The sequence below is a fragment of the Thiomicrorhabdus sediminis genome (assembly GCF_005885815.1).
GTDB classification, from domain to species: domain Bacteria; phylum Pseudomonadota; class Gammaproteobacteria; order Thiomicrospirales; family Thiomicrospiraceae; genus Thiomicrorhabdus; species Thiomicrorhabdus sediminis.
In genome coordinates this window covers 304,840-330,905 of the sequence record NZ_CP040602.1, presented here as the reverse complement: position 1 = coordinate 330,905, position 26,066 = coordinate 304,840, and the positions used below count along the sequence as shown (strand labels likewise).

Below are 26,066 nucleotides of genomic sequence, written 5' to 3'. Positions count from 1 at the left end.
CGCGTTTATTCCTCTAAACTTCGGGCAGGGATTATTCACCGGTACCGAAATTGTCGGCAACATAATCAATATCCTTGTCGCCGCGCCCCGACAAATTGATCAAGATGGTAGAACCCGGATTTGCTTTACCGTGCTTCATTGCCCAGGCCACCGCATGAGAACTTTCCAACGCAGGGATAATCCCTTCCATACGCGATAACTTATAGAACGCATCCAAGGTTTCATCATCGGTGACCGCATGATAATTCACCTTCCCTACCGTTTTCAGATAAGAGTGCTCAGGCCCGACTCCCGGATAATCCAAACCGGATGCGATCGAATGAACCGGCGCCGGGTTACCCTCTTCATCTTCCAATACCAGACATTTAAAACCGTGAATCATTCCCGGTTTACCATAAGTCATGGTTGCCGAATGCTCACCCAGATTGGTTCCGCGACCTAAAGGTTCGACACCATTTTTGCCGACTCCCTCATCATCCATAAACCCGGAGAACAAGCCCATCGCATTTGATCCACCACCGACACAGGCGCCTACTTCATCCGGCAATTCGCCAACCATTTCCAAATACTGTTCACGCGCTTCAAAGCCAACCACCGACTGGAAGTCACGCACCATCATCGGGAATGGGTGTGGCCCGACCACCGAACCGATCGCGAATAGTGCGGTATCCGCTTGCGGTACATAAGATTGGAATGCCGAGTCGACCGCCTCTTTTAAAGAACGTCCGCCAAAACCAACCGGCACAACCTGAGCACCTAACAATTTCATACGGGTGACATTGGGCGCTTCTTTGGCAATATCGATTTCACCCATATGGATTTCACACTCCATCCCGAAATACGCCGCTGCGGTTGCTAGCGCCACACCATGCTGACCGGCACCGGTTTCGGCAATCAGTTTGGTTTTACCCATGTGTTTCGCCAATAAGGCTTCGGCCATACAGTGATTCAATTTATGTGCGCCCGAGTGATTCAGGTCTTCACGCTTCAAATAGATATGCGCGCCCACTTCACGGCTTAAGTTATGTGCATAATAAACCGGCGTTGGACGACCTTGATAATGCTTACGGATATATTTAAGCTCATTTAAAAAGTCCGCCGAACGACCTAGTTCCAAATAGGCTTTATTGATCTGTTCGAAATGCGGAATCAGTTCCGGGGGCAAAAACGCACCACCGAAATCACCAAAATAACCTTCCTTATTCGGCGTACTTTTTAAATATGACATGAATTGCTCCTTGATTATCGAATGATGTTTTTTTGTAGCACTCATCATAACCAAATCAAGACATGCCTGCGGCTGGTAATTTTTATTATCAACTAAAGATTATTGATAATAATACGACTTCTCCACTCACAAAAAAGCCAGTCAACTGACTGGCTTTGGAATATAGGCATGACTGAGCCTGCTGTGGACAAGCGTGGGATTATTTGAATAACTCCGCCAATTTCTCACCCGGGTTATCGGCACGCATAAAGGCTTCACCCACCAAGAAACTATTGACGTGGTGCTCGCGCATTTTGGCGACATCTTCCGGCCCCAAAATACCACTTTCGGTAATCACAATACGGTCATCCGGAATCTTATCGAGCATTTTCAACGTGGTTTCCAAAGTGACATCAAAACTATGCAAATCGCGGTTGTTGATACCGATCATTGGTAAAGGTAAACGCAACGCGCGCTCCAGTTCTTCTTCGTTATGCACTTCGATCAGCACATCCATACCGAGTTGCATCGCCGTTTGAGTCAGTTCGAACATCTGTGCATCACCGATCGCCGCGGCAATCAATAGAATACAGTCGGCACCGATAACACGCGCTTCATAAACCTGATAGTCATCGACAATAAAGTCCTTGCGGATAATCGGCAATTCAACCGCCTCTCGAACCTGCTGCAAATACTCATTGGACCCTTGAAAGAAATCCTTATCGGTCAGAACCGATAAACAAGCGGCACCGTTTTCTTGATAAGACTTGGCGATTTCCACCGGATCAAACGGATCACGCAAAACACCTTTGGATGGCGAGGCTTTTTTGATTTCAGCGATAACCGCCGATTCACCCTTGTCTAACTTGGCTTGTAAAGCATCGGCAAAACCACGCGTTGGCGTAGTGCTCATCATTAGGGCTTTTTGCTTCATTTCACGAAGCGGGATTTTCTCACAGCCTTCTTGAATCTCTTCTAATTTACGGAAAATAATCTTTTTTAAAATGGTTGGTGTACCACTCATTGAGCGTTCCTTTAAAACATACAAAAGGCTAAAAAGCCATGCCGACACATCAACACGGAACCAATACTCCGCGTCCTTTATTTAAAGGGATTGTGTCTTGCTGATAAATTCATTGAATTTCTGCTGCGCCAGTCCATCGGCAATCACGGTTCGCGCCAGTAAAACGCCCTCGGCATAATTATCCGCTAAACCTGCGACATACAAAGCGGCGCCGGCATTCAAACAAACAATATCCTTGGCGGCCGACTCGTTATTGGCAAAAACCGCACGGATGATATTCAAGCTATCCAAAGCCGAGTCCACCGCAAGCTCTTCCAAGGTGGCATGATCCATATCGTAATCGGCTGGGTCTAAAACCCATTCAGTGACCTCACCGTTTTTCAATTCGGCAACAAAGGTTCTGCTGGCGATACTGATTTCATCCAAACCGTCTTCGGCGTGAACCACCATGACATGGCTGGAACCTAAACGCTGCAGAACCTTGGCAAACAAGGTAGTTAATTCTTTTGCATAGACACCAATCACCTGAAATGGTGCGCCGGCTGGATTGGTCAAAGGCCCCAGCATATTGAACACGGTTCTGACACCCATTTCTTTACGGGCATTGATCACATGCTTCATCGCACTATGATGCGCCGGGGCAAACATAAAACCGACATTGGTCTGGTCAATACACTCACCCACTTGTTGCGGCGTAAGATTCAGATTTACACCGGCGGCTTCAAGTACATCGGCACTGCCGGACTTACTCGAAATAGAACGGTTGCCGTGTTTGGCAACGGTGGCACCTGCGGCGGCTACCACAAACGCACTCGCGGTGGAGATATTGAAGGTATTGGCACCGTCTCCACCGGTACCGCAGGTATCGACCAATTTGGATTTATCACTGATTGGAACCGCGGAAGCCAGCGAACGCATCACATGCGCGGCAGCGGTGACTTCATCTTGAGTCTCTCCCTTCATGCGCAGCGCGGTAAGAATTGCGCCGACCTGTGCATCGGTGGCTTTACCCGACATCAATTGATGCATGACAGATTCCATCTGATCTGTACTTAAATCTTGTCGGCTTAATAGCGTTTCTAAGGCGGCTTTCAATTCCATATCGTTTTCCTAATCAGTGTGACTATTTACAGCCCTTCTGGTCCAAAAAATTTCTTAGCATCTGGTGGCCTTGCTCGGTGAGAATCGATTCTGGATGGAACTGGACCCCTTCGATCGGCAGTTCTTTATGACGTACACCCATAATCTCATCAAGTTCGCCGTTTTCATCCTGTGTCCAAGCGGTGACCTCAAGGCAATCCGGCAAACTGGCTTGCTCGATAACCAGCGAGTGATAACGCGTGGTCTGCACCGGATTTGGCAAATCAGTAAACATGCCGCAGTTACGATGATAAACCGGAGAAGTCTTACCATGCATCACCTGTTTGGCACGCACGATATTGCCGCCAAACGCCTGACCGATACTCTGGTGACCTAGGCAGACCCCCATAATCGGAATCTTGCCGGCAAAATGCTTAATGGCTTCAACGGAGATGCCGGCTTCTGTCGGCGTACAAGGGCCGGGGGAAATTACCAAGAATTCCGGATTCATCTGCTCGATGGTGGCAATATCGATCTGGTCATTACGGTGGACTTCAACCTGCTGACCTAGCTCACCAAAATACTGCACGATGTTATAGGTAAAAGAATCGTAATTATCAATCATCAACAACATAAAATTTTCCTTACTGACCTTTACCTATTTCTTGTTCTGCAATGTATCGGCATGCAAGCCTTCGCTAACAAACTGCGCCGCCCTAAAAATGGCACGACCTTTATTCATGGTTTCATCCCATTCCGATTGCGGCACCGAATCGGCGACAATACCGGCACCGGCCTGAACAAACAGCTTATTATCTTTAATGACCGCGGTACGAATGGCAATCGCGGTATCCATATTGCCATGCCACCCCAAATAACCGACCGCACCGGCATAAACGCCGCGCTTGACCGGTTCCATTTCATCGATGATTTCCATCGCACGGATTTTCGGCGCACCGGATACGGTTCCGGCCGGAAAGGTGGCGCGCAATACATCCATCGCACTCATTCCCGCTTTGGCTTGACCGTTAACATTGGAAACAATATGCATCACGTGGGAATAACGCTCGACCACCATCTTCTCGGTTAATTCGACCGAACCGATCTCAGCGATACGGCCGACATCGTTGCGGCCTAAATCGATCAACATAAGATGTTCGGCCAACTCCTTCGGATCGTTTAATAAATCAATTTCAAGTTCTTTGTCTTTTTCCGCTGTCACACCGCGACGACGCGTTCCGGCAATTGGACGCACCGTTACCGTATTGTCTTCGAGACGAACCAGAATCTCCGGTGATGAACCGACAATCTGCAAATCGCCCATATCGACAAAGAACATATAAGGTGACGGGTTCAAAAAGCGCAAGGCACGGTACAGGTCGATTGGCGCGGCATCGAAATCGATCGACATCTGCTGTGAAATCACCACCTGCATCGCATCACCGGCGAGAATATATTCTTTGATTTTATCCACGGCCTGCTTAAAAGGCTCTTCACCAAAGCTGGAAACAAAATCTTCTTCTTTAACAATGCTCGGCTGCTTGCTGTCTTGCGGCACACTCGTGGTATGACTTAGCTGGGTCTGCAGTTCATCCAAACGCTGATTGGCTTGCTCCAATGCATTCTCTTCGGTTAGGTCGGCATGGACGATCATATGAACCTGACCGTTCAAGTTATCGAATACCACCAATTCCGTTGATACTAACAACTGCACATCGGCGGCACCGATGTCGTCCTGAGACGGCATACTGTTGTGCAAACGCGGTTCGACAAAACGTACAGTGTCATAACCGAAGTAACCAACCAAGCCACCACTGAACGCCGGCATACCCGGTTGTTCGAAAACCTTGAATTGATTTTGATACGCTTCGATCCACGCCAAAGGATCATCGCTGATTTGCTGCTGAATCCGTTCATCGCCTAAATATTCACTGACCTGGTGCCCATGAACTTCGATACGACGTGAACACGGCAGGCCGATAATCGAATAGCGACCCCACTTATCACCGCCCTGCACCGATTCAAATAAATAGGAGTACGCCCCTTTGGCAAGCTTATGGTAAACGCTTAGCGGGGTGTCATAGTCACAAAGCACTGTGCGCATTACTGGCGCATAGCGGTAGCCTTGTGCGGCGAGGGTAGCAAATTGTTGACTGCTCATTCGTGTTTGGCCTTGCTCGATTGACGGTTAATGAATATCGGCTCTTTTGCCATATTCTAGAATAGTAATAGGTTGTATTTCTGGCCGCAATACCGCTTTTTCAGAGGTTACTTATGTTTACGGCTATACAGATAGAATAAGATAGCACGTTTTATCCCTGCTGAGGTGCAGATTAACGGGCGAAAGATCTCTAATAACAGGGCTTTAATAAATGCTAGGGCTTTCATCTGTTATGACAAATCTCTCTGCTTGTAATAATGGTATCGAATCACGCTATGGATTCGAGTAAAAACCCAGTCTGGTCATTAACCAGACTGAGCTCAATTATCTCAAGCCTTGGCTTGTAGATAGTTTGGCAACTCCATAAAAGAGTCCATAACCGCATCAGGGTTGTAATCACGGATATCTTCACCGTGGTTATAGCCATAACTCATGCAGATTATGCCGAAATCGGCCGCGCGAGCTGCCTTAACATCGGAACGGGAATCACCCAGCATCAGACAGTTAGCCGGATTAGCGCCTAATTTTTCCGCGGCATGTAATAACGGCATTGGGTGCGGTTTTTTCTCCGCACAGGTATCACCTGAAACGACTAGCTCGAAATAATCCAATAGCCCCTTGGCTTTCAATAGTGGCAAGGTAAACGCTTCGGCCTTGTTGGTCACGCAAGCGACGCGGTAACCATTGTCCAACAACCATTCGATACCTTGCTTAACACCATCGTAAACGCAGCTACGCTGTGAGTTATTGTGCTTGTAGAGCTCCAGAAATATCGGATAAGCCTTATCCATCAATTGCTGTTCAGGCATACCTTCAACGGCATTGATCAGGGCTCGCTCTGTAAGACGTTGTACACCGTTACCTACCCAGTTACGTACCGCAGCTTCGCCACGCACCGGCATATCCAGCTGCTTCATCATTTCATCCACACAGTAGGCCAAATCCGGCACACTGTCGATTAGGGTTCCGTCTAAATCGATTAATACTAATTCTGGTTTGATTTTACTAATTGCCATCTGTTTTTCCTTGATTTCAGACAACAAAACGCCAGCGCTAAGGCTGGCGTTTTGCAATAAGTCGAGGTTGAAAAAGCTTTGGATTAAGCTTTTGCCAACTCGTCACGCATCTGCTGGATAACCGTATCATAACGGTTTGCATCCGAAGCATTTGCCTTACCGAAAATACCAGAACCAGATACAAAAGTATCACAGCCCGCAGCAGCTACTTCTGCGATGTTCTCAACCTTAACACCACCGTCGATTTCCAAACGGATATCACGACCTGACGCATCGATCATCTGACGCGCTGCTTTTAGTTTCTCCAAAGCTTGCGGAATAAATGCCTGGCCACCAAAACCTGGGTTTACAGACATAATCAGAATCATATCGATTTTGTCGATTACGTGATCCAAATAGCTTAATGGCGTGGCCGGGTTAAATACCAAACCTGCTTGACAACCTTCAGCCTTGATCAACTGCAAAGAACGGTCGATGTGTTCAGAAGCTTCAGGGTGGAAAGTGATGATGTCTGCACCAGCAGAAGCGAAGTCACCGATTAGACGGTCAACAGGCTTAACCATCAAGTGCACATCGATAGGTGCTTTAACGTCTTCACGAACCATGAAGTTTTTCAGCGATTCACAAACTAGTGGACCGATAGTCAGGTTAGGAACGTAGTGGTTATCCATTACGTCAAAGTGAACAACATCAGCACCGGCTGCGATAACGTCTTTAACGTCTTTACCCAGCTGTGCAAAGTCTGCTGAAAGGATTGACGGAGCGATCCAATTTTCTTGTTTTGCCATCTTAAAACACCTTTAAATAATCTAGCGAAAAGCACGAATTGCTTTACGCCGGAAATTTCGTTGAAAAAATAATTCGTGCATTTTACCAGCATCCTTTAGAATGGGCAAAAAAATGCCATGGCAACCCTATTCTTGTTGCTGTTTAGGGCAAACTTTTGCACACTGTACACAAACGAATACTTGAGATGACTTTGATGGAAGAAAAAACTGCAATTGATAAAAGCGAGATAATCCGTCCGGATACCGCCGATACCCAGAGTGTTTTAGGGCAAAATGCCGACCGTTATTTTAAACAGGGTATTCATTTTATCGAATATATCGGCTTGGCGATTATTGCCATCGCTACGGTATTCGCCGGTTACGATGCTGTAATGGAGATGATCCACAACCGGGAAGTCCACTTAGGTGACTTACTGTTGCTGTTCCTTTACCTGGAAGTCTTGGCAATGGTCGCTATCTATATCGACTCCGGTAAACTGCCGGTTCGTCTGCCGATGTATATCGCCATTGTGGCCTTGGCCAGATACTTAATTCTAGAAATGAAAGATCTTAGTGAATGGCAGATGATTGCTGTCGCAGCGACCATTACCTTGATTACCATTTCGACCCTGATTCTCCGATATGGGCATATCAAGTTCCCGTATCCTGAAAATAGACGTAAAACCAAACCGAGTGCTTACAAAAGCACCAATGACTAGGAAAGCCTATGCAACCGCTATACGAATCCAACTTAACTAGCTTGCCGTTGATCGGCAAGGGTAAAGTCCGCGATATCTATGATATTGATGACAATCATATGTTGATTGTCACCACTGACCGTATTTCGGCTTATGATGCCATTTTACCAACCCCGATTCCGGGTAAAGGTCGCATTCTCACCCAGACCGCCCAGTTCTGGATGCGCAAAATGCAAGATATCGTGCCTAATCAGTTGGTTGACGATATGAACCTTGCCGACTACCTTACCGCTGATGAATTGAAGCAATTGGATGGCCGAGGCATGATCGTACGCAAGCTTAAGCCACTGCCGGTAGAAGCGATTGTACGTGGTTATCTGGTCGGCTCCGGCTGGAAAGAGTATGAGCAGTCACAAAGTGTCTGCGGTATCGCCCTGCCAGCAGGTTTGAAAAAAGCACAGCAATTGCCTGAAGCTTTGTTCACCCCATCAACCAAAGCCGAGCAAGGCGACCATGATGAAAACATCAGCTTCGAACGCCTAGTCGAGATCATGGGTGAAGAAAAATCCAATGCGGTAAAAAAACTGGCGATTGAGCTTTACACCACTGCTGCCGAATTTGCCCGTGAGCGCGGTATCATTATTGCAGACACCAAGTTTGAATTCGGTGAAGACGATAATGGCACCATCTACCTGATTGATGAAGCCTTGACGCCAGACAGCTCACGCTTCTGGCCGGTATCGAGCTATCAAGTTGGCAGTAACCCGCCAAGCTTCGATAAGCAGTATATACGTGATTATTTGGACAGCCTCGATTGGGATCGCAATCCTGAGCACGCACCGGATCTTCCTGAAGATGTGGTCGCCAAGACTTTCGAAAAATATCAGGAAGCGCAAGCACGCCTGACTGAGAATCTGTAAGGCTTGCGGTCGATGATGTCTGAACACTCAGCGAACCCTCCAGCCCATACAGAAAAAAAACCGTCATTCAAAGGCGGTTTTTTTATTACCGGTACCGATACAGAAATTGGCAAGTCCTTTGTCAGCGGCTGTATTGCCAAATCACTGCTTGCAGCAGGTTTTGAGGTGCTACCGCGTAAACCGATCGCCTCGGGCTGCATTAAGCAAGCAGACGGCTCTTTATTATCCGAAGACGCACTGTTTCTGCAGCAGAGCAGCCAAACCCATCTAAGCCTGCGCGAAATCTGCAACTATCAGTTCGAAGCGCCTATTTCTCCACAACGCGCCATCGCTAGTAGCGATACCATTATCAATATTGCTGATTTGGCTGCCGCCTGTAGGTTATCGGATGCCGTTGACAAGCAGATCACTCTGGTCGAAGGTGCCGGCGGTTTTTATTCGCCGTTAGCTTTGGATGGTCTGAATGCCGATCTGGCCGAAAGACTACAATTGCCGGTAATCTTAGTGGTGGGTAATCGTTTGGGTTGCATCAATCAGGCTTTATTGTCGATTGAAGCAATCGGCAATCGCGGCTTGCACATCCACTGCATTGTCGTTAATGACATCAGTGCCGATGCAGACATTGATAATTTCACCGACCTGCAATCCTTGACCGATATTCCGGTCTTGCATAATAGCTATAACGAGAACAAAGAAGCTCTGCCTCTGAGCGGTTTTAGCATTTAGATTTATCAGTGCCGCAATCAGCGTTTTATGCGGTTTGGGCTTAATCCTGTGTCACCAATTAAGCCGCATACTGAAAAACTAGATACGAATATATTCGTTACCGCGCTCTTCAAGAAATTTAAGGAATTCCTTGGCGATTAGCGATAGCTCCTTACCTGCCGGATAAACGATATTCCACTCTTTCTGAATCGGAAAACCTTCTACATCCAATTCAACCAGTGGCCCTTTCTTATCTTCCAGATAAAGCGTGTGTTTGGATACGCATGCTACCCCAAGCTTACCGACCACACAGTGCTTGATAGCTTCATTGGTTTGCATCGTTAGGCGTTCTTTGACCTTCAGACCTTTGGCACCAAATGTATCTTCCACCGCGGAACGGATACCAGAGCCCGGTTCACGCATAATGAAAGGTTCTTCTGCAAGCCGCTCCAAAGAAACCTTTTTGCCGACCAGCTCATGATCGCGATTGGCGATAATCACCAATGGATTGGCGGTAAACGGAATCACCTCAAGCTCGACCGAGCTTTGCGGAATCTGGCCAAGAATATATAAATCATCCATATTCTGGTCGATGCGTTTTAATAAGCTTTCTCGGTTTTCAATGGTTAAGGCTAAATCGATATCAGGATACTGCTTACAGAACTCACCTAGGGCCAATGGCATGAAGTATTTTGCCGTGGTCATCACGGCAACTCTCAGGCGACCACGTTTCATGCCGCGAAAACCATCGAGCATTATCTCCAGATTGGAAAAGTGATTGATCACTTCACGGCAACTGTTGGCGACCACCTCGCCGACTTCTGTCAGTGATATATTGCGGCCGATCTGTTCATATAGAGGCATGCCAATCGCTTCGGCCAAACTTTTCACCTGTGCTGACACGGTTGGCTGAGTCAAATGCAGCTCTTCTGCTGCGCGGGTAAAACTTAAGTTACGCGCCACCGATTCAAATACTTGAATCTGGCGTAATGAAGCATGTCGGATAAGAAAGTTTCCTGGCTGAGTGGCCGCATTTTTCATAAAGTCACCTAATGCATTTGTATCGCCGTTTAGTGACAATACTATAATGAAATATCGCTTATCAGTGTCCTCTGATTGGGAACACATTCTATGGTTTAGCGCTAAACCATAGACGATTATATCCTATTAAGGTGATTTATAGTGAATTTAGTAAATAGGTCGATAGTTGAATAACTATCAATAGTGATCGTCGACTTCGCCCTTGCGGCAAGTCAAACGCGATAACGCATCGGTAGCGGCACGTTGTGCTTCAAGTACATCGGCTTCTTTACCGGTCATCAATAGACGACCATAGGCACCGACCGCACGAGCTTCTACAAGGGTAACATTGGCCGCTTTTTCCGCCTCGTTGGCAGCATAGACGATATAACCGGCAGGCTCGGTTTCCATAATGAACATGCTTTGTCCAGGCAAGATCATCGAACCACGACGGTTGTCACGGTTGATCAAGGTAGCATGATCCGGGGTAATACCACGAATCACTTCGTTCCACATTACCACACACTGCTGACGATCGAATTCATGGGTGTTCAGGTGCTGTAACATCTTAGAGCCTGACTCAAGCACGTCGCTTTGATCTCGATGGTGAACAACCATCGAACCGAAAGAACGCTCTACGATCTGCTGACCCAAGTGAACATTTGACGCCTTAAGGGCGATGTCAGATAGACGATGAACCGCCATACCCGGGGCTACCTCTAGCCACAAGCAGGAATCTCCAGGCACAGGCAGAAAGCCCAAAGACGCAGTCCCCATATAAGAGGCCAGCTGCGGCTGTAGAGAGTCTAGAAAAACGTAGGTTCTTAATTCAATCATCTATAAGTTCTTTTGTTTAAGCTGAGCCAGCACCTGATTAACAGCTTGTGCTCTGTGGCTAATACTATTTTTCATTTCCAGCGTCATTTGAGAAGCCGTTCTGAAATGTTTAGGGTCCCAGAAAATTGGATCATAGCCAATACCGAATGTGGTTTTTGGCTCCTTGAGAATCTCACCATACCAGTGACCAATGGCCATTAATGGCACAGGGTCATCGGCATGTTCTACATACACCGCAGCACAAGTATAACGTGCTTTACGCTGAGAATAGGGCAAGTCACCGAGATTATCCAACACCTGAAGCATATTCTTCTCTTCAGTAGTCGAACCGGTATGGTCGCAACCATAGCGAGCCGAGTAAATACCCGGAGCGCCGTTTAGCGCATCGATCTCTAAGCCGGAATCGTCGGCCAAAGCCGGCAATCCCGTTCTAGCACTGGCGAAACGGGCTTTTTTCAAAGCGTTTTCAAAAAAGCTCAAGCCGTCTTCAACGACTTCGTCTAAAAAAAAATCAGTTTGTAATTTTGTCTCAAAACCGGCAGCCGTCAATAGAGGTTCAATCTCCACTACTTTAAACGGGTTACCTGTTGCTAAAACAATCAAACTCATGTTTTTCCTAACTACACTCTGCTAAAACAATAAGCAGGTAAAAATTTCTAATGATTCTTAAAACCATTCCAGTGAAACTAACTAAGGCGGTTATCTTACCGACAGTGTTATCCATTTGGAAATTGGTATTATGAACCCTAACCATAGAGATTCATCAATGGGTCAAAAAAAGGGGGCAAGCCCCCTATCACTAATGCCAACCGCAGAGATTAATCTGGCCAAACACGACGCGATGGAAATGCTTTCATTTCATCCGCGATGTGCTTAGTACCGGCTGGTACACCAGCAGGCTTTTTCACTGGTGCCGATTTAGCTGCCGGCTTTTTCGCCGCTGTTTTAGTGTTTGCATTCTTGGCTTCTGAAGCTGTCGCTGCAGGCTTGCTGTCCGTAGCTGCTGCCGCTTTAGTCGTTTCAGTTGTCATACCTAGACTCCTAGCATTGCTCGCTGGTGACACCGATTAGACCTTTGTCACCTCTAAGCGTTTTTATACAAAGTTACCGTAAGGCTGTTGCTGCTGACTCATCGTCTGATAATACTCTTGAATCCAAGAGTTGACTCTCATCAACTGCGCCTGCTCTTCTTCCAATAATCGGCTGAATAGAGCATGATCTTGCTGAGCCCCTACATTGGCACAGTAATTGGTCGCTTCCGCATACAGATTGATCAAAGCGACTTCGCGCTCTTCACAAGTACGTAAAGCTTCAATCACATTATTCGATACTCCCGCAGGACGTAAAATACTGCCTGACGGTAGAGCACCTTGTGCCACCATACGGTCTGTAATCAGATTCGCATGTTGGAACTCTTCGTTCGCCAAGGTGACAAAACCTTCAGCGAAACTCATTTCATTACGGAACTTTGACAAGGACGCTTGCGCGAGGTAATGCTGACCAGCGGAAAACTCCATGCTCAACGCACGCCCCAAATAACCCAAAATCTGTCCGTTCGCAGGAACGTTCTGATATTGAGGTACTTGAGGATGTGCACCGGCACCTGGCATAACATTTCCTGGCATTCTTGACGAATATTGCATGCTTCCTCCTAATATCCGAGACAATCACTCAAACGAGCGATCGTTTCAGACTTCCGTTTATTAGCTACGGCTCGCTGAGTTGCCACCAGCAGTAAGAACTGGCTCAACTTCATTGTGAGGACGTGCAATGATGTGCGCAGCAACAAGACCGTCACCAACGCGCTCACACGCATCAGCACCAGCGCGAACTGCAGCGTTTACCGCACCAGTTTCACCACGAACCATTACAGTAACGTAACCGCCACCTACGAACTCACGGCTTACTAGACGTACTTCTGCCGCTTTAGTCATCGCATCAGCTGCTTCGATAGCTGGTACTAGACCACGTGTTTCAATCATTCCTAAAGCAATACCGTAATCAGTACTCATTACTTTTCTCCTAAGTCAGGAATTAAAAATATAAACGGCTGATTAAGCGTTCTTGATGAACGGCTCAACTTCGCTGTGAGGGCGTGCAATGATGTGCGCAGCAACAAGACCGTCACCAACACGTTCACACGCATCAGCACCAGCGCGAACTGCAGCGTTTACCGCACCAGTTTCACCACGAACCATAACAGTAACGTAACCGCCACCAACAAATTCACGAGCAACCAATGTTACTTCCGCGGCTTTAGTCATCGCATCAGCTGCTTCGATAGCTGGTACTAGACCACGTGTTTCAATCATTCCTAAAGCAATACTCATCACTTTTCTCCTAAATTTAAAAACTTAAAAAATAAAACTAAAAATTATTCTGCTGCAACCGTTGAAACAAAAGGTTCAACTTCGCTGTGCGGACGTGCAATGATGTGCGCCGCTACAAGACCATCACCAACGCGCTCACACGCATCAGCACCCGCGCGAACCGCTGCGTTTACCGCACCAGTTTCACCACGAACCATAACAGTAACGTAACCGCCACCAACAAATTCACGGCTTGTCAAAGTAACTTCCGCCGCCTTAGTCATCGCATCAGCTGCTTCAATAGCTGGTACTAGACCACGTGTTTCAATCATTCCTAATGCAATACTCATAATCTTGTCTCCTGAATAAGAGTTTTTCTAAAACCGTTTTGAAATCTTATGGTCGCCAATTATCTATGATTCCGCCGACCGTTAAATCTGTTAAATATCGTTTATCACCAGCGGCGTCTCGAGCGGCGGAGTTGGCAATGGTAAACACCCAATCCCCCTCTTTTACACCAATCGGATCCATCGCCACACTGGTTGAACCGGATACACTGGTTAATACCTTAACCGGTAAATAGCCCATGTCAGGTAAACGACTGGTAAGGATCAGCTCCTGTTTAACTTGATGAATTTCCATCCGCAGCATCTCCCCACTTATCGATAATACCGACGATTGTCAGGTCACTTGGATAGCCCTTAACACCTGTTGCATCACGCGCGGCCGAACTACCACAACATAATACCCAGTCACCTTCTTTACAACCGATTGGGTCAACTGCCACCATTGGTGTGCCGCCTTCCTTCTCACGTACTACCAACAGAGGCTTATGCTCCATCATCGCAATACGGTTGGTTGAAACGAGCGTACCATCGACTTTATAAATTTTCATATTTAACTCCGAAATCAGTTTGTTCTAACTGTTAATCAAACAATTAACCAGTTATTTTCTCAGCTGATTGACACCCGGTGTGATCACGCAGTGTCGCCATAGTTTGCACTAAACCACAGACTGATAATTCTTGATAACGGTTATGAATTGCTTTCTCGATACGTAGCGCTTTTTGTTCAGCGCGATCACGAGAACCAGGTACACGACCGTCATAATCACAACGAATAATAATCGGTACAGGCAGACCATTTTTGACATTTAAGCCTTTAAAAATCTTGATACCGACATCAACGTCGTTCACACCTTCCTCTACGGTATCCAAATAGCTGTAATAGCTTAGGTTACGTAGTTGAACTTCTTCAAAACCATTACCGATGCCGATAAATCTTTCCGCATGACCAATATCGCTATAGCAGCCATCTTCATAAGTATTGACATACTCGATCTGCGAGAAGTTCTTGGTGACAAACCAGGTGATCAACTTTTTCATCTGCTCGCGTGGCGGGGTCGCACAGTGCTGCATATTGCAGCCATCAATTGCGGTTTCAATCGCTTCGCTGGCATCAATAGCCGACATACCCAGGGTTTGCTTATACAGCTTATCTGTTTCAATAAAACGATCCAGACTGACAAATCCTTGTTCGTTCGGAATATGAATCTTTAGGCTGTCGTCATCGGTATTAATACCAATCAACATTGTTTCAACTGTAGATCCACAGCCAAATCGATTTTCAATCGCTTGTCTGAAATCCTGCAACTTGGTTAGAGCTGCTTCAGCGGCTTTGGCATCATTGCTTCCATGCGCCGCACACCCTTGGTGTGATGGATCGGCTTTAGAAAAATGGTATACCGCCATTTTTAAATAACGTGTCGGTTCATCCGCAGAGTTTGGACGCCCTTCTCTGAAGCGCGTATGCTCGACAAACACCCAGTTACGGACACTTTCGCTGATATCAAATAAAGCACCAGCGTGTGCTTTACGTCTTGCCGATGAATAGGGTAAACGTAATACATAACTAACAAAGTGTGCCAAACGACCATCCGCACAAGGAGCGATCCCTACGGCATGAATTCCGGCATTTCTAAAGAGACTCTCTGCTTCTTGACGATTCTGACCTTTCAAAGGGTCATTTTTGAAGAAGTTTTCAGACAGTCTCATAAACTGTGCAAAAAGTGTTTTTGCAAATAAATTCTGGAAAACGGCTTGTGAATGATCGGCTTTCGATACATCCCATTCGTTTTCATCAAGCGTAACATGTAGCTTGTTAAATAACTCTCTATTGGCCCAACGCTTAAAATCATGATGATGTTGCTGAGACAAGATATCTTTTAAAACCGGCCCGATATTATCGAAGCTGGCTTTGATATCCGTCTCGTATTGACGCAACATCTGATTTTGAGCTCGATCAACTAAAGCGTGAGCGCCGGCCGATGCTGGCACTGCATAAGCTGTAGAGTTAACAGCTGCTGCCGAAGCAGGTGCAGTTTGCTTTAAAGCAGGATTCGCAGGAATCTGCTTCCAGAACATCGACTTTTTACGACTACTTTTCTTAATCATGACACTCAATTTTCTTTAGGCTCTTGCACCACCGGTCAAGGTGATTTTAGAGCTGGTTTCACCGGCATCACCAGTAATGCGACCATCGCTTGCTTGTACAGGTTCAGCTTTAGGCTGAGGGCGTGACATCACACCACCCATCATAGGATTAGTTGCCGCTGAAGCATTACCATTAGACCATGCTTCTTCAACACCTGTTACCTTATTACCTCGATCCCAAGCATCACCGCTGATTTTTGCTCCTTGTGCCGCTGCAGGCTGAGCCTGAGGCATTACAGTTGCTTGCTGCATTACAGCAGGCTGAGCCATCATCTGCGGAAAGTCAGACTGACCAGGCTGTGCGACATTCGCTGTATCACAGAACTGCTCAACTTGGCTATTGGCTTGGTAATCTGTACCAGACACTAATTTACAAGCACCTGCTTCAGCACCGGTTAAACCCATCAGACCAGGCTGTTGACCGGAAATCTCTCGGTTAATACCCTGTCTCATACGTTGCTGAGCTTCTTGCTGCTGTTCAGCAGAACAAGTTGCTAGCTGCTCAGTACCCATATATGAGGTACCGCTTACTGGCTTACAAGCACCCGCTTCGGCACCGGTCATCTTATCAACGTTACCGCTACGGTCACCAGTAATGGTTTGACCTTTAGCAGTACCGGATTTGGTAACCTTAGCCACTGGCTTTTCAGCCGGCTTATCACAATATTCCTGTGCTTCTTCAGCGCTCTGGTAACCTGTGCCGCTGACGTTCTTACAAACGCCTTTCTCACTACCGGTCACATTCTCTAAACGACCCACTTGCGTGCCCGTTGTCGTCATGCCCATCCCTGTCTTCGAAGCCACCACCTTTTCAGGGGCGCTGTTCGGACGCAATGTCACTGACTGTGACTTGTAGTTATCGCCACCGGTTACTTTTGAACCTGTATTGGCCTGTGGTTTTGATTGTGGAGACTGGCTCATTATTGAGAAAGCCCCTTTTGCTGATGTTTTTGGCGCATCAGCACCACAGAATAACGCACTCTGTTCTGCCGGAAGATATTCTGTACCGGAAACCGCAGAACATGTACCAGATTCATCACCTGTTACACTCTTCGAACGACCTACCTCATTTCCACTAATGGTCTGACCACGAGTCGTCTGAGTTTGCGTTACTTTCGCAGGCTTCGCATTAGGTGTCGAGTCGCAGTTGTTCGCGAACTCTTCCGTTCCTAAATACTCGGTCCCGCTGACCAATTGGCACGCGCCGGTTTCTGCACCCGTCATGGCCTTACGACCTTGACCGACTTGCGTTCCAGAAACACGTTGTCCGCTAAGCGTATTCGACTCACCCACCTTTTCAGGTGCTGTGCGTGACGCTTTCGACTGTCGAGATTTCTTTGAGCTCGCCGTTTCGGCTGTTGCACATCCCGCTTTACCACGGCTGCAACGTTCGGCTCGAATCTTTCTCGCAATCTCACGGGTAGACGCATCTGGATTCGCCATCTTGGCTAGAGCACCAGACTGTGTACCTTTTGATTTATAAGCACTTTGACCAGCCTTTCCTTTCGCACCGGCTTTACGCCATGCACGCGCCATGCTGCGTCCACTGGATTCTGATGACTTCGCTTCCGCTTTCACCGCAACCTTACTGTCCGTTGGACGAGTAGGCGTGCTTGTGGCTACTGGCTTACGCTCTGACACTTCAACTAGTGGCTCACGATCCTGACGGGCTTTCGCCTTAGGATGTGGGTTGGTCGAACTTTGTGTTCGTGACACTTTTCCGGATTTTAACTGCTGTCGTTTCTGCTTCGCCGCTTTTCGTCCGGCTGCTGACGCGCTTTCTACTGGCGCGGTCGCAACACGAACGGCTGGACGAGTTACAGGTGACTTAGCAGCTGTAGGTTGTGCCACTGGGGCACTCGCTACTGGCGCAACTGGTTCAGGACGACGCTTCGCCGACACAGGCGATGAAGTACGTGCTGTTTTACCACGCTTCATTCCTTGACGGTGAGCTCGTGCTGCTTCGCGCCCGCTTTGCGTTGGAGTTGTTCCACTCATGCTAAAGCCTCCTTAAATTCCAGAAAAAATGGATTACATGCCTCTTGGACGGTAAACCACGAAGTTGTGCCCTTGACACTGTGTATAGTTATCGTAACCAATCAAACGGATTAGGTGATTTGGGTACGCTGCACGACAAGCATCTAGCTCTGCCAATACTTCGTTTGGATCACGCATACCGAAGAATGGTAGCTTCCACATACCCCAGTAGTGAGCTGAAGCGCTTTCTGGTGCTTCGTGCTCAAGAGCCGGAGTCCAACCCTGGTTGATGATATATACGATCTGCGCATAGATCTCATCCGCTGTTAGGTCTGGAAGGAATGAGAAAGTTTCTAGCGTATACTTTGTACGGTAGTCTTCTGTTTGAATCATTGACATTTTATATTCTCCTTAATTCGGTTCGAATTCGGTAATTAACCCGTGGCTAATTACTGAACGTCCAATTTATCAACTGTGTCGAACTCGAACTTGATCTCTTTCCAAGTCTCTAGAGCTACGGCTAGTTCGTTAGAGTGACGAGCTGCATCACGTAGGATATCCCCACCTTCGCGCTCTAGGTCACGTCCTTCGTTACGTGCTTTAACACACGCTTCTAGCGCAACACGGTTAGCCGCAGCACCCGCAGCGTTACCACCTGGGTGACCCTGTGTACCACCACCGAACTGAAGAACTGAGTCATCACCGAAGATGTTTACAAGTGCTGGCATGTGCCATACGTGGATACCACCTGAAGCAACGGCGAATACACCCGCCATTGAACCCCAGTCTTGGTCGAAGAATACACCGCGTGAACGGTCTTCTGGTACGAATGCTTCACGTAACTGATCTACAAAACCTAGCGTTGACGCACGGTCACCTTCCAGCTTACCTACAACGGTACCTGTATGTAGGTGGTCACCACCTGACAAACGTAGACACTTCGCTAGTACGCGGAAGTGGATACCGTGGTGTGGGTTACGGTCAATTACCGCGTGCATCGCACGGTGAATGTGTAACAACATTCCGTTTTCACGACACCAGTTTGCTAGTGTTGTGTTCGCTGTAAAACCAGCTGTTAGGAAGTCGTGCATGATGATCGGCTGACCTAGTTCTTTGGCGAACTCAGCACGCTTCATCATTTCTTCAACAGTACCAGAAGTAACGTTTAGGTAGTGACCTTTACGCTCACCTGTTTCAGCTGTCGCTTTATCTACCGCTTCCGCTACAAACTCAAAACGATCACGCCAGCGCTGGAACGGCTGTGAGTTGATGTTTTCATCATCTTTAGTTAAATCTAGACCACCACGTAGACACTCATATACCGCACGACCGTAGTTCTTAGCAGATAGACCTAGCTTAGGCTTGATTGTACAACCTAGCATTGGACGACCGTACTTGTTTAGCTTGTCACGCTCAACCTGGATACCTGATGGAGGTCCCATACATGTCTTGATGAACGCCATTGGGAAACGGATATCTTCTAGACGAAGAGAACGTACCGCTTTAAAGCCGAATACGTTACCAACAAGTGATGTTAGTACGTTTACTACTGAACCTTCTTCGAATAGGTCTAGTGGGTAAGCGATAAACGCGTAGAATGCTGACTTGTCACCAGGAACGTCTTCAATTCGGTAACAACGACCTTTGTAGAATTCCATGTCTGTCAATAGGTCTGTCCATACTGTTGTCCATGTACCTGTTGAAGACTCAGCAGCTACCGCAGCAGCCGCTTCTTCACGTGGTACACCTTCTTGTGGGATAACTTTGAAACACGCCAATAGGTCTGTGTCTAATGGAACATAATCTGGAGTCCAATAAGTCAACTGGTAGTCTTGTACACCAGCGTCAAAAGTTTTACTAGCCATAAATGTTCTCCTCGTTTTTGGAGTTGATTTGAATTCGAGCGTAATAATAAACAATGTCACCTTCTATTGACTAATCGAAATAGCCGATGGAAAACATTGTGTTTTATCTATATATAAAAAGAATTAAGCAAGCAACTTACTATAGACAAAAACATACACGATCAGGACATTCTTTTTTAGGACAGCATAATCTGTTCATCTAAAACCCGTTTGCCGGAACGGTTGTCATACCTAATCTAAAAATGCATCAATTTCATCAAGACGAAATTAAGTGTAAAAGGTTAGCATGAACTTTCTGGCAACTTTATAAAACTTCCTAATAACGATTTCGCATCAGTTACTTATCAAAAACAGCGCTTCGCCTGTGTTTTATAGCGGCAATAAAAAAGCCCACATAAGCGGGCTTAATAGCACATGATTTAACGACAATCAAAAATCGGCCCATTCATCACTATCCGCAACAGCTGCTTGTTTTGGCAATGCCTTTGGTGTATCCGATTTTTCAGCGTTTTCATTTATCGCTGACCGCTTTGCCTTTGGCTCGACCGCAACGCTTGGAGTGTTAAGCTTCGCGACAGGCTTGGCCTCAATTTTCACTTGTTTGGCTTTATGACTTGCATTGATCGTTCTACCGGTATTGAAGAAACTCATCTCTTTTTGCAAGATATCAGCCTGTTCTTTCATACTCAAGCTTGCCGCAGACGTCTCTTCAACCAATGCGGCATTTTGTTGGGTTACTTCATCAATCTGATTGATTGCTTGATGTACTTGGCCGACGCCATTCGCCTGCTCACTAGAAGCCGTAGCGATATGAGTGATCATCTGTGTCATCGTCTCGATTGAAGCATTGATTTCATCCAGCACCTGACCTGATTCACCCGCTAAAGTTGCGCCTTCGTCAATTCTAACGACACTCTCTTCAATCAGGTTTTTAATATCCTTGGCGGCTTCGGCAGATTTTTGTGCCAGATTTCTTACCTCTCCGGCAACGACGGCAAAACCTCGACCATGTTCACCGGCTCGAGCCGCTTCGACAGCGGCATTCAATGCCAAAAGATTTGTCTGGAATGCGATACCATCAATCAAAGTAACAATCTCGGCAATCTTATGACTCGATTCTTGAATGGCATTCATCGCTTCAATGGTCTTACTCATAACATTTGCGCCCTGAGTCGCTTTAGCACTCACATCAACTGCGACTTGGCTCGCTTCACGCGCATTCTCAGTATTGCCCTGCACCGCCGAATTCATTTCATCCATGGTAGCCGATGTCTCTTCGACCGAAGCAGCCTGCTGCTGAACACGGTCACTTAAATCCATTGCACCTTGCGATACCTCGTCGGAGGCAGAGCCGACAACAGTGGTTGCTTGTAAAGCATTATCAATGACCTCGACCAGTCGTTGCGCCGAAGCGTTAATTGCCTGCTTTAGAGTATCCAGTTGCCCATAGTATTTCCCAGTAATAGTTTTTGTTAAATCGCCTTGGGATTGTGCAACAACAACTCTGGTAATGTCACTAATAGCCGCTTCAATAGCATCCATAGAATTATTGACAGAGCTTTTTAAATCCAACAAATCTCCCATAGCCTCTACCGTGACACGTTGATTAAATTGCCCTTGCTCCATCGCAGCCATAATCGCTAGTATATCTGCAATGGTGCTGTTCAAACTTTCCAGCGTCAGCTCCGTGCTATTAACGACATCAAGAAAGCCACCACTCATACCATCAGATTCAATCTTAACCTTGAAATTGCCCTGACTCATCTGCTGCATCGCAGTTTGCAGCTGTTGCATGGTATCTTTTATCGTGTCGGCCGAACCGTTAATCCCATCCTTAAGACGAGCTAAATCACCTTTTAATTCTAGATCAATGTGCTGTTCGAAATCACCTTTGGAAATGGCCTGCACCACTCTATTCGAATCATCAATAGCTGCCTGCATATCTTTTAATAACTGATTGACGGCTTGCCCCATGATTCCAATTTCATCTTTACGCTGCGCGTCGGAACGAATACTGAAATCACCACTTTCGCTGATCTTCTTCAACACAATTTGAATCGCCGTCAAACCTCTATTGATGGTACGAGGTAACAAAATAGCAATCACTATCGATATCAAGACAACCGCTAATGCTGCTATCATTGAAGAATTAATGGTATCCTCATTGTTCTGCTGCACAGCAGGTCCAACTGTATCCTGAACCTCTTTTAATTCTAATTTGAGATTCTCTGCCATTGTTGCAACTCGTGGGCCAATGACATCTAGATTGCCTTCAATTACTTCATTACGATTGACTATCACTTGATACAGGTTCTTTATGTATCCAGCATATTCTTCTGCCATCTTCTCGACTTGCTGAAGAGGCTCCATATGGTCTGCATCAATATATTGTCTGAGCAACGAAATTTTATCTGACACCACTACAAACTCTTTCAATACTCGTTGCATATCTTTTTCAGCATTACTTTGAATGAATTTGGCTCCATATAAGCGCGCTAATAATAACGCCCGTAACACCTCTGCAGCCTCGTTTGAAGCCTGAACATTGCCCAACTGGAGCTCTTGGCGCATCAACTCAGTCAATACACTTTCCATCTTCGGCCCTATAACATCAAGCTTATCACCTACCAGTAGGTTACGCTCTTGCATATAAGCTTGAACTTGTTTGAATGACTGCTTATAACTCGACAAGTCTTTGCTAATCTTATCCAACACACTTAAGTGCTTGCTATCATCAAGAATCTGCTTGCCTTCCTCTAAAAGGTCGCTAGTTCTAAGATAGTACTGATTAAACTCATCAACCTCTTGTGCTACAGGGTTATTGATGTAATCCTTGGCATTCATACGTACCATTAACATATTCGCCTGGACACGACCAATCGCTACCGATGCGCGCGCCATTTGACGATATTCTGAAAAACCGTCAGCTGACTGTTGAATATTGGTAACATTGAAGACTGCCGAACCTGCAATCAAAAGAGTGATAAACAGAAAACTGGCGATTAACTTTGCTCGAATAGTAGCAAACACCTTGACCTCCGGACCTATACATATAACACAATTAAGAGTAGGTATTTTAACTTAACTCCATTAATCTTATATGGATAATTTATTGCTAGTTCGGCAGACCGGATTAGTACCTACCGGACAAACAACTAATGCTTGTTTAATATACTAGATATTACTACATCAAATTTAGTAGTGTAGATGTGACTCTTGTGGAATTACTGCTGATAAATTGCAATATTATCTTGCCAGCTCTTTATACAGTAATTATGAGCACGATATTTTAGGAATTAAAAACAAAAAAACCCGCCATAAGGCGGGTTTCTTTTTACTAGAGAATGATTAACTAAAATTAGTTAACTGTCTGATCTAGTGAACCGTTTGCGTAACGAGCTTGCATTTCTTCAAGACCAACAGACTTGATCTTAGATGCGTGACCAGCACAACCAAACGCTTCGAAACGTGCTTTACAAATTTCCATCATTGCATTTTCAGCAGCGTTGAAGAACTTACGTGGATCGAAGTTAGCTGGGTTGTCGTGTAGGTGCTTACGGATCGCACCAGTAGATGCCATACGTAGGTCAGTATCGATGTTAACCTTACGAACACCGTACTTGATACCTTCAACGATTGCTTCAACAGGCACACCGTAAGTTTGACCCATGTCACCACCGTAGTTGTTGATGATTTCTAGCCACTCTTCTGGAACAGAAGAAGAACCGTGCATTACGATGTGAGTATCAGGGATACGTGCATGGATCTTAGCGATCTGGTCGATCTTAAGAACGTCGTCAGAAGGCTTAGAAGTAAACTTGTAAGCACCGTGAGAAGTACCAACCGCAACAGCTAGTGCATCAACGTTAGTATCTTTAACGAACTGAGCCGCTTCTTCTGGGTCAGTTAGAAGCATAGAGTGATCTAGCTCTTCATCAGAACCGTGACCATCTTCTTCACCCATCTTACCTGTTTCAAGAGAACCTAGACAACCTAGCTCACCTTCAACAGAAACACCACCAGCGTGAGCGATCTTAACCACTTCAGCTGTGATTGAAGAGTTGTACTCGTAAGAAGCAGGAGTCTTCATATCAGCTTCTAGAGAACCATCCATCATTACAGATGTAAAGCCAGACTGGATAGCGCGTAGACATACGCCAACGTCAGAACCGTGATCCTGGTGCATAACAACAGGGATATGCGGATACATTTCTACAGCAGCCGCTACCATATGACGAAGCATTGGCTCACCAGCGTACTTACGCGCACCAGCAGAACCCTGAAGGATTACTGGAGAGTCACAAGCGTCCGCTGCACGCATGATTGCACGAACCTGTTCCATGTTGTTTACGTTAAACGCAGGCATACCGAAGTTGTTTTCTGCTGCGTAATCCATTAATTCACGAAGTGTAATCATCGCCATGTGCGAGACTCCTCTATTGGTTTCAAAAATTCTATATAAAAATCATATCGGCGTAGTTTACCAGCATCTTTGCCAGTGACCAAATCAAGCGCCGCTACCTAATTTCAAATTAAGGCAGTTTTACGATTTCCATTTTGTTTGTACCACCCATGACACCGCTTTGGTCGCCACGAGTGATCAAAATTAAGTCGCCAGACTTGGCCACACCAAACGCTTTAATGCGTTCGATAATCGCTTGCTTGGCTTGCTCATCATTACTACCGTTAATATCGATACTGGTAGGGTAAACCCCACGGAACAATGTCACTTTACGACGTGTATCCAAGTGCGGGGTCAGAGCAATAATCGGCATACCAGAACTGATACGAGACATTAACAATGCCGTATTTCCAGATTCTGTTAATGCAGCGATACATTTTACACCGAAGTGATTCGCTGAATACATTGCCGCCATCGCGATTGTTTCATCAACCGCTGTGAACGACTCATCAATACGGTGAGTCGATTCACGTGATGTACGAGATTTTTCTGCCTCATGACAGATATTACCCATAGTACGGATAACCAAACTTGGGGAATGACCGGTCGCTGTCTCACCAGAAAGCATTACCGCATCCGTACCGTCCATTACCGCATTGGCAACGTCGAACACTTCGGCACGAGTTGGGATAGCGTTATCAATCATAGTTTCCATCATCTGCGTTGCTGTGATGGTCACGCGGTTCAACTGACGGGCACGTTTGATCATTTTCTTTTGCAGTGCAGGAAGCTGTGCATCACCGACTTCAACGCCCAAGTCACCTCGGGCAATCATAATGACATCAGAAGCCAGGATGATACCGTCTAAAGTCGCATCGTCAGCAACGGCTTCAGCACGTTCGATTTTAGACACGATACTACAAGTCAAACCGGCTTTTTCCGCCAATGAACGACAATATTCAACATCTTCTGCTGAACGAGGGAATGACAGGGCAAGATAATCCGCTTGAATCTCAGCTGCGGTAATAATGTCTTCTTTATCCTTATCGGTCAAAGCCGCAGCGGAAAGTCCACCACCTTGTAGGTTGATACCTTTGTTGTTTGATAGTGCACCACCAACGATGGTTGTGGTATTGACACGCTCACCTTCAACATTGTCGACTTCGAATACCAAACGACCGTCATCCAAAAGTAGCTTGTCTCCTGGTTTTACGTCATAAGGCAAACTTTTGTAAGTTAGACCGACTTCATGCTGGTTACCATCGTTATTACCAACATTGTTATCAAAAGCGAACTTGTCGCCTTCCTCTAGGAAAATTTTGTTTTCCGCAAAACGGGCAATACGGATTTTCGGACCTTGAAGATCGACCAAAACACCAACCTGGCGCCCGCACTTTTCTGCCATATCGCGTACCATTTGTGCACGACCGATATGTTCTTCTGGGTTACCGTGTGACATATTGATACGAACAACATCCACACCGGCATTAATAATTTTTTCTAACTCGCCTTCACGATCCGTAGCCGGACCTAAAGTTGCAACAATTTTAGTTCTTCTTAAACTCGTTGGCATTTTCTCTTTTTAC

Annotated in this window: 27 protein-coding genes; 3 read left to right on the top strand and 24 right to left on the bottom strand. The window is 46.3% G+C overall.

What is annotated here, in order from left to right; genetic code table 11:
- Positions 1–31 precede the first annotated feature (31 nt).
- The 7 genes from trpB to rpe form a co-directional block, all read right to left on the bottom strand.
- Positions 32–1,228, bottom strand: coding sequence for a tryptophan synthase subunit beta (trpB, locus tag FE785_RS01405; protein ID WP_138563687.1), 1,197 nt, complete (start codon positions 1,226–1,228; stop codon positions 32–34).
- 199 nt (positions 1,229–1,427) lie between these two features.
- Positions 1,428–2,231 (bottom strand): indole-3-glycerol phosphate synthase TrpC, encoded by an 804-nt coding sequence (gene trpC, locus FE785_RS01400; protein WP_138563685.1) that lies wholly within the window; start codon positions 2,229–2,231, stop codon positions 1,428–1,430.
- Between the two features lie 81 nt (positions 2,232–2,312).
- Positions 2,313–3,332, bottom strand: coding sequence for an anthranilate phosphoribosyltransferase (gene trpD / locus FE785_RS01395; RefSeq protein WP_138563683.1), 1,020 nt, complete (start codon positions 3,330–3,332; stop codon positions 2,313–2,315).
- A 22-nt stretch (positions 3,333–3,354) separates the two neighbouring features.
- Positions 3,355–3,945 (bottom strand): anthranilate synthase component II, encoded by a 591-nt coding sequence (locus FE785_RS01390; RefSeq protein WP_138563681.1) that lies wholly within the window; start codon positions 3,943–3,945, stop codon positions 3,355–3,357.
- Between the two features lie 24 nt (positions 3,946–3,969).
- A complete protein-coding gene (gene trpE / locus FE785_RS01385) occupies positions 3,970–5,472 on the bottom strand; it encodes an anthranilate synthase component I (RefSeq protein ID WP_138563679.1) in 1,503 nt (500 codons plus the stop codon).
- 329 nt (positions 5,473–5,801) lie between these two features.
- Positions 5,802–6,488, bottom strand: coding sequence for a phosphoglycolate phosphatase (locus FE785_RS01380; RefSeq protein ID WP_138563677.1), 687 nt, complete (start codon positions 6,486–6,488; stop codon positions 5,802–5,804).
- Positions 6,489–6,571: 83 nt separating this feature from the next.
- Positions 6,572–7,276, bottom strand: a complete 705-nt coding sequence (rpe, locus tag FE785_RS01375) for a ribulose-phosphate 3-epimerase (protein WP_138563675.1) — start codon at positions 7,274–7,276, stop codon at positions 6,572–6,574.
- A gap of 194 nt (positions 7,277–7,470) precedes the next feature.
- Between rpe and FE785_RS01370 the strand changes: the two genes are divergently transcribed.
- Genes FE785_RS01370 through bioD form a run of 3 tightly spaced genes read left to right on the top strand, consistent with a single transcriptional unit; the run spans position 7,471 to position 9,599 of the window.
- Complete coding sequence (locus FE785_RS01370) at positions 7,471–7,974, top strand: phosphate-starvation-inducible protein PsiE (RefSeq protein ID WP_138563673.1); 504 nt, start codon at positions 7,471–7,473, stop codon at positions 7,972–7,974.
- 8 nt (positions 7,975–7,982) lie between these two features.
- Complete coding sequence (locus tag FE785_RS01365; RefSeq protein WP_138563671.1) at positions 7,983–8,873, top strand: phosphoribosylaminoimidazolesuccinocarboxamide synthase; 891 nt, start codon at positions 7,983–7,985, stop codon at positions 8,871–8,873.
- A 12-nt stretch (positions 8,874–8,885) separates the two neighbouring features.
- The gene (gene bioD, locus FE785_RS01360; protein ID WP_238696293.1) at positions 8,886–9,599 is read left to right on the top strand and encodes a dethiobiotin synthase; all 714 of its coding nucleotides are present in this window, start codon (positions 8,886–8,888) and stop codon (positions 9,597–9,599) included.
- Positions 9,600–9,677: 78 nt separating this feature from the next.
- Here the strand turns inward: bioD and FE785_RS01355 are convergent, their stop codons facing one another.
- From FE785_RS01355 to pyk, 17 genes are all read right to left on the bottom strand, one after another.
- On the bottom strand, positions 9,678–10,619 hold the full coding sequence (locus FE785_RS01355) for a LysR family transcriptional regulator (protein ID WP_138563669.1): 942 nt from the start codon (positions 10,617–10,619) through the stop codon (positions 9,678–9,680).
- Between the two features lie 177 nt (positions 10,620–10,796).
- Entirely contained in the window at positions 10,797–11,435 is a 639-nt protein-coding gene (locus FE785_RS01350) for a BMC domain-containing protein (RefSeq protein ID WP_138563667.1), read from the bottom strand.
- A complete protein-coding gene (gene rdgB, locus FE785_RS01345; protein WP_138563665.1) occupies positions 11,436–12,044 on the bottom strand; it encodes an RdgB/HAM1 family non-canonical purine NTP pyrophosphatase in 609 nt (202 codons plus the stop codon). It lies immediately after the preceding gene.
- Between the two features lie 209 nt (positions 12,045–12,253).
- Positions 12,254–12,466 carry a hypothetical protein gene (locus FE785_RS10835; RefSeq protein ID WP_202978312.1) on the bottom strand — a complete coding sequence of 71 codons (213 nt, stop codon included), beginning with the start codon at positions 12,464–12,466 and terminating at the stop codon, positions 12,254–12,256.
- Positions 12,467–12,529: 63 nt separating this feature from the next.
- Positions 12,530–13,078, bottom strand: coding sequence for a ferritin-like domain-containing protein (locus FE785_RS01335; RefSeq protein ID WP_138563663.1), 549 nt, complete (start codon positions 13,076–13,078; stop codon positions 12,530–12,532).
- A 60-nt stretch (positions 13,079–13,138) separates the two neighbouring features.
- Positions 13,139–13,447 (bottom strand): alpha-carboxysome major shell protein CsoS1, encoded by a 309-nt coding sequence (locus FE785_RS01330; protein ID WP_138563661.1) that lies wholly within the window; start codon positions 13,445–13,447, stop codon positions 13,139–13,141.
- Positions 13,448–13,489: 42 nt separating this feature from the next.
- Entirely contained in the window at positions 13,490–13,765 is a 276-nt protein-coding gene (locus tag FE785_RS01325) for an alpha-carboxysome major shell protein CsoS1 (protein ID WP_138563659.1), read from the bottom strand.
- Between the two features lie 44 nt (positions 13,766–13,809).
- Positions 13,810–14,094 carry an alpha-carboxysome major shell protein CsoS1 gene (locus FE785_RS01320; protein WP_138563657.1) on the bottom strand — a complete coding sequence of 95 codons (285 nt, stop codon included), beginning with the start codon at positions 14,092–14,094 and terminating at the stop codon, positions 13,810–13,812.
- Between the two features lie 46 nt (positions 14,095–14,140).
- Positions 14,141–14,386: a carboxysome peptide B gene (locus FE785_RS01315; protein WP_138563655.1), complete on the bottom strand. Its 246-nt coding sequence runs from the start codon at positions 14,384–14,386 to the stop codon at positions 14,141–14,143.
- Positions 14,367–14,639 (bottom strand): alpha-carboxysome shell vertex protein CsoS4, encoded by a 273-nt coding sequence (locus tag FE785_RS01310; protein ID WP_138563653.1) that lies wholly within the window; start codon positions 14,637–14,639, stop codon positions 14,367–14,369. Before FE785_RS01310 ends, FE785_RS01315 begins: the two co-directional genes overlap by 20 nt.
- Positions 14,640–14,682: 43 nt before the next feature.
- Positions 14,683–16,197 (bottom strand): carboxysome shell carbonic anhydrase, encoded by a 1,515-nt coding sequence (locus FE785_RS01305; protein WP_138563651.1) that lies wholly within the window; start codon positions 16,195–16,197, stop codon positions 14,683–14,685.
- Positions 16,198–16,212: 15 nt separating this feature from the next.
- Complete coding sequence (gene csoS2 / locus FE785_RS01300; RefSeq protein WP_138563649.1) at positions 16,213–18,234, bottom strand: alpha-carboxysome scaffolding protein CsoS2; 2,022 nt, start codon at positions 18,232–18,234, stop codon at positions 16,213–16,215.
- 33 nt (positions 18,235–18,267) lie between these two features.
- Entirely contained in the window at positions 18,268–18,612 is a 345-nt protein-coding gene (locus tag FE785_RS01295) for a ribulose bisphosphate carboxylase small subunit (protein WP_138563647.1), read from the bottom strand.
- 50 nt (positions 18,613–18,662) lie between these two features.
- Positions 18,663–20,078 carry a form I ribulose bisphosphate carboxylase large subunit gene (locus FE785_RS01290; protein WP_138563645.1) on the bottom strand — a complete coding sequence of 472 codons (1,416 nt, stop codon included), beginning with the start codon at positions 20,076–20,078 and terminating at the stop codon, positions 18,663–18,665.
- Positions 20,079–20,507: 429 nt separating this feature from the next.
- On the bottom strand, positions 20,508–23,108 hold the full coding sequence (locus FE785_RS01285) for a HAMP domain-containing methyl-accepting chemotaxis protein (RefSeq protein WP_138563643.1): 2,601 nt from the start codon (positions 23,106–23,108) through the stop codon (positions 20,508–20,510).
- Between the two features lie 328 nt (positions 23,109–23,436).
- Positions 23,437–24,501 (bottom strand): class II fructose-bisphosphate aldolase, encoded by a 1,065-nt coding sequence (gene fba, locus FE785_RS01280; protein ID WP_138563641.1) that lies wholly within the window; start codon positions 24,499–24,501, stop codon positions 23,437–23,439.
- Positions 24,502–24,610: 109 nt separating this feature from the next.
- Positions 24,611–26,053: a pyruvate kinase gene (pyk, locus tag FE785_RS01275; protein ID WP_138563639.1), complete on the bottom strand. Its 1,443-nt coding sequence runs from the start codon at positions 26,051–26,053 to the stop codon at positions 24,611–24,613.
- Positions 26,054–26,066: the final 13 nt, after the last annotated feature.

What these genes read in the sequence shown, in the direction of transcription:
- csoS2 (WP_138563649.1), bottom strand. Translation starts at nt 18,234, where the DNA reads ATGAGTGGAACAACTCCAACGCAAAGCGGGCGCGAAGCAGCACGAGCT.
- trpC (WP_138563685.1), bottom strand. Translation starts at nt 2,231, where the DNA reads ATGAGTGGTACACCAACCATTTTAAAAAAGATTATTTTCCGTAAATTA.
- FE785_RS01320 (WP_138563657.1), bottom strand. Translation starts at nt 14,094, where the DNA reads ATGAGTATTGCATTAGGAATGATTGAAACACGTGGTCTAGTACCAGCT.
- FE785_RS01390 (WP_138563681.1), bottom strand. Translation starts at nt 3,945, where the DNA reads ATGTTGTTGATGATTGATAATTACGATTCTTTTACCTATAACATCGTG.
- FE785_RS01335 (WP_138563663.1), bottom strand. Translation starts at nt 13,078, where the DNA reads ATGCAATATTCGTCAAGAATGCCAGGAAATGTTATGCCAGGTGCCGGT.
- rdgB (WP_138563665.1), bottom strand. Translation starts at nt 12,044, where the DNA reads ATGAGTTTGATTGTTTTAGCAACAGGTAACCCGTTTAAAGTAGTGGAG.
- FE785_RS10835 (WP_202978312.1), bottom strand. Translation starts at nt 12,466, where the DNA reads ATGACAACTGAAACGACTAAAGCGGCAGCAGCTACGGACAGCAAGCCT.
- rpe (WP_138563675.1), bottom strand. Translation starts at nt 7,276, where the DNA reads ATGGCAAAACAAGAAAATTGGATCGCTCCGTCAATCCTTTCAGCAGAC.
- FE785_RS01310 (WP_138563653.1), bottom strand. Translation starts at nt 14,639, where the DNA reads ATGAAAATTTATAAAGTCGATGGTACGCTCGTTTCAACCAACCGTATT.
- bioD (WP_238696293.1), top strand. Translation starts at nt 8,886, where the DNA reads ATGATGTCTGAACACTCAGCGAACCCTCCAGCCCATACAGAAAAAAAA.
- FE785_RS01315 (WP_138563655.1), bottom strand. Translation starts at nt 14,386, where the DNA reads ATGGAAATTCATCAAGTTAAACAGGAGCTGATCCTTACCAGTCGTTTA.
- pyk (WP_138563639.1), bottom strand. Translation starts at nt 26,053, where the DNA reads ATGCCAACGAGTTTAAGAAGAACTAAAATTGTTGCAACTTTAGGTCCG.
- trpD (WP_138563683.1), bottom strand. Translation starts at nt 3,332, where the DNA reads ATGGAATTGAAAGCCGCCTTAGAAACGCTATTAAGCCGACAAGATTTA.
- trpB (WP_138563687.1), bottom strand. Translation starts at nt 1,228, where the DNA reads ATGTCATATTTAAAAAGTACGCCGAATAAGGAAGGTTATTTTGGTGAT.
- FE785_RS01365 (WP_138563671.1), top strand. Translation starts at nt 7,983, where the DNA reads ATGCAACCGCTATACGAATCCAACTTAACTAGCTTGCCGTTGATCGGC.
- FE785_RS01325 (WP_138563659.1), bottom strand. Translation starts at nt 13,765, where the DNA reads ATGAGTATTGCTTTAGGAATGATTGAAACACGTGGTCTAGTACCAGCT.
- fba (WP_138563641.1), bottom strand. Translation starts at nt 24,501, where the DNA reads ATGGCGATGATTACACTTCGTGAATTAATGGATTACGCAGCAGAAAAC.
- trpE (WP_138563679.1), bottom strand. Translation starts at nt 5,472, where the DNA reads ATGAGCAGTCAACAATTTGCTACCCTCGCCGCACAAGGCTACCGCTAT.
- FE785_RS01380 (WP_138563677.1), bottom strand. Translation starts at nt 6,488, where the DNA reads ATGGCAATTAGTAAAATCAAACCAGAATTAGTATTAATCGATTTAGAC.
- FE785_RS01355 (WP_138563669.1), bottom strand. Translation starts at nt 10,619, where the DNA reads ATGAAAAATGCGGCCACTCAGCCAGGAAACTTTCTTATCCGACATGCT.
- FE785_RS01295 (WP_138563647.1), bottom strand. Translation starts at nt 18,612, where the DNA reads ATGTCAATGATTCAAACAGAAGACTACCGTACAAAGTATACGCTAGAA.
- FE785_RS01330 (WP_138563661.1), bottom strand. Translation starts at nt 13,447, where the DNA reads ATGAGTACTGATTACGGTATTGCTTTAGGAATGATTGAAACACGTGGT.
- FE785_RS01305 (WP_138563651.1), bottom strand. Translation starts at nt 16,197, where the DNA reads ATGATTAAGAAAAGTAGTCGTAAAAAGTCGATGTTCTGGAAGCAGATT.
- FE785_RS01290 (WP_138563645.1), bottom strand. Translation starts at nt 20,078, where the DNA reads ATGGCTAGTAAAACTTTTGACGCTGGTGTACAAGACTACCAGTTGACT.
- FE785_RS01350 (WP_138563667.1), bottom strand. Translation starts at nt 11,435, where the DNA reads ATGATTGAATTAAGAACCTACGTTTTTCTAGACTCTCTACAGCCGCAG.
- FE785_RS01370 (WP_138563673.1), top strand. Translation starts at nt 7,471, where the DNA reads ATGGAAGAAAAAACTGCAATTGATAAAAGCGAGATAATCCGTCCGGAT.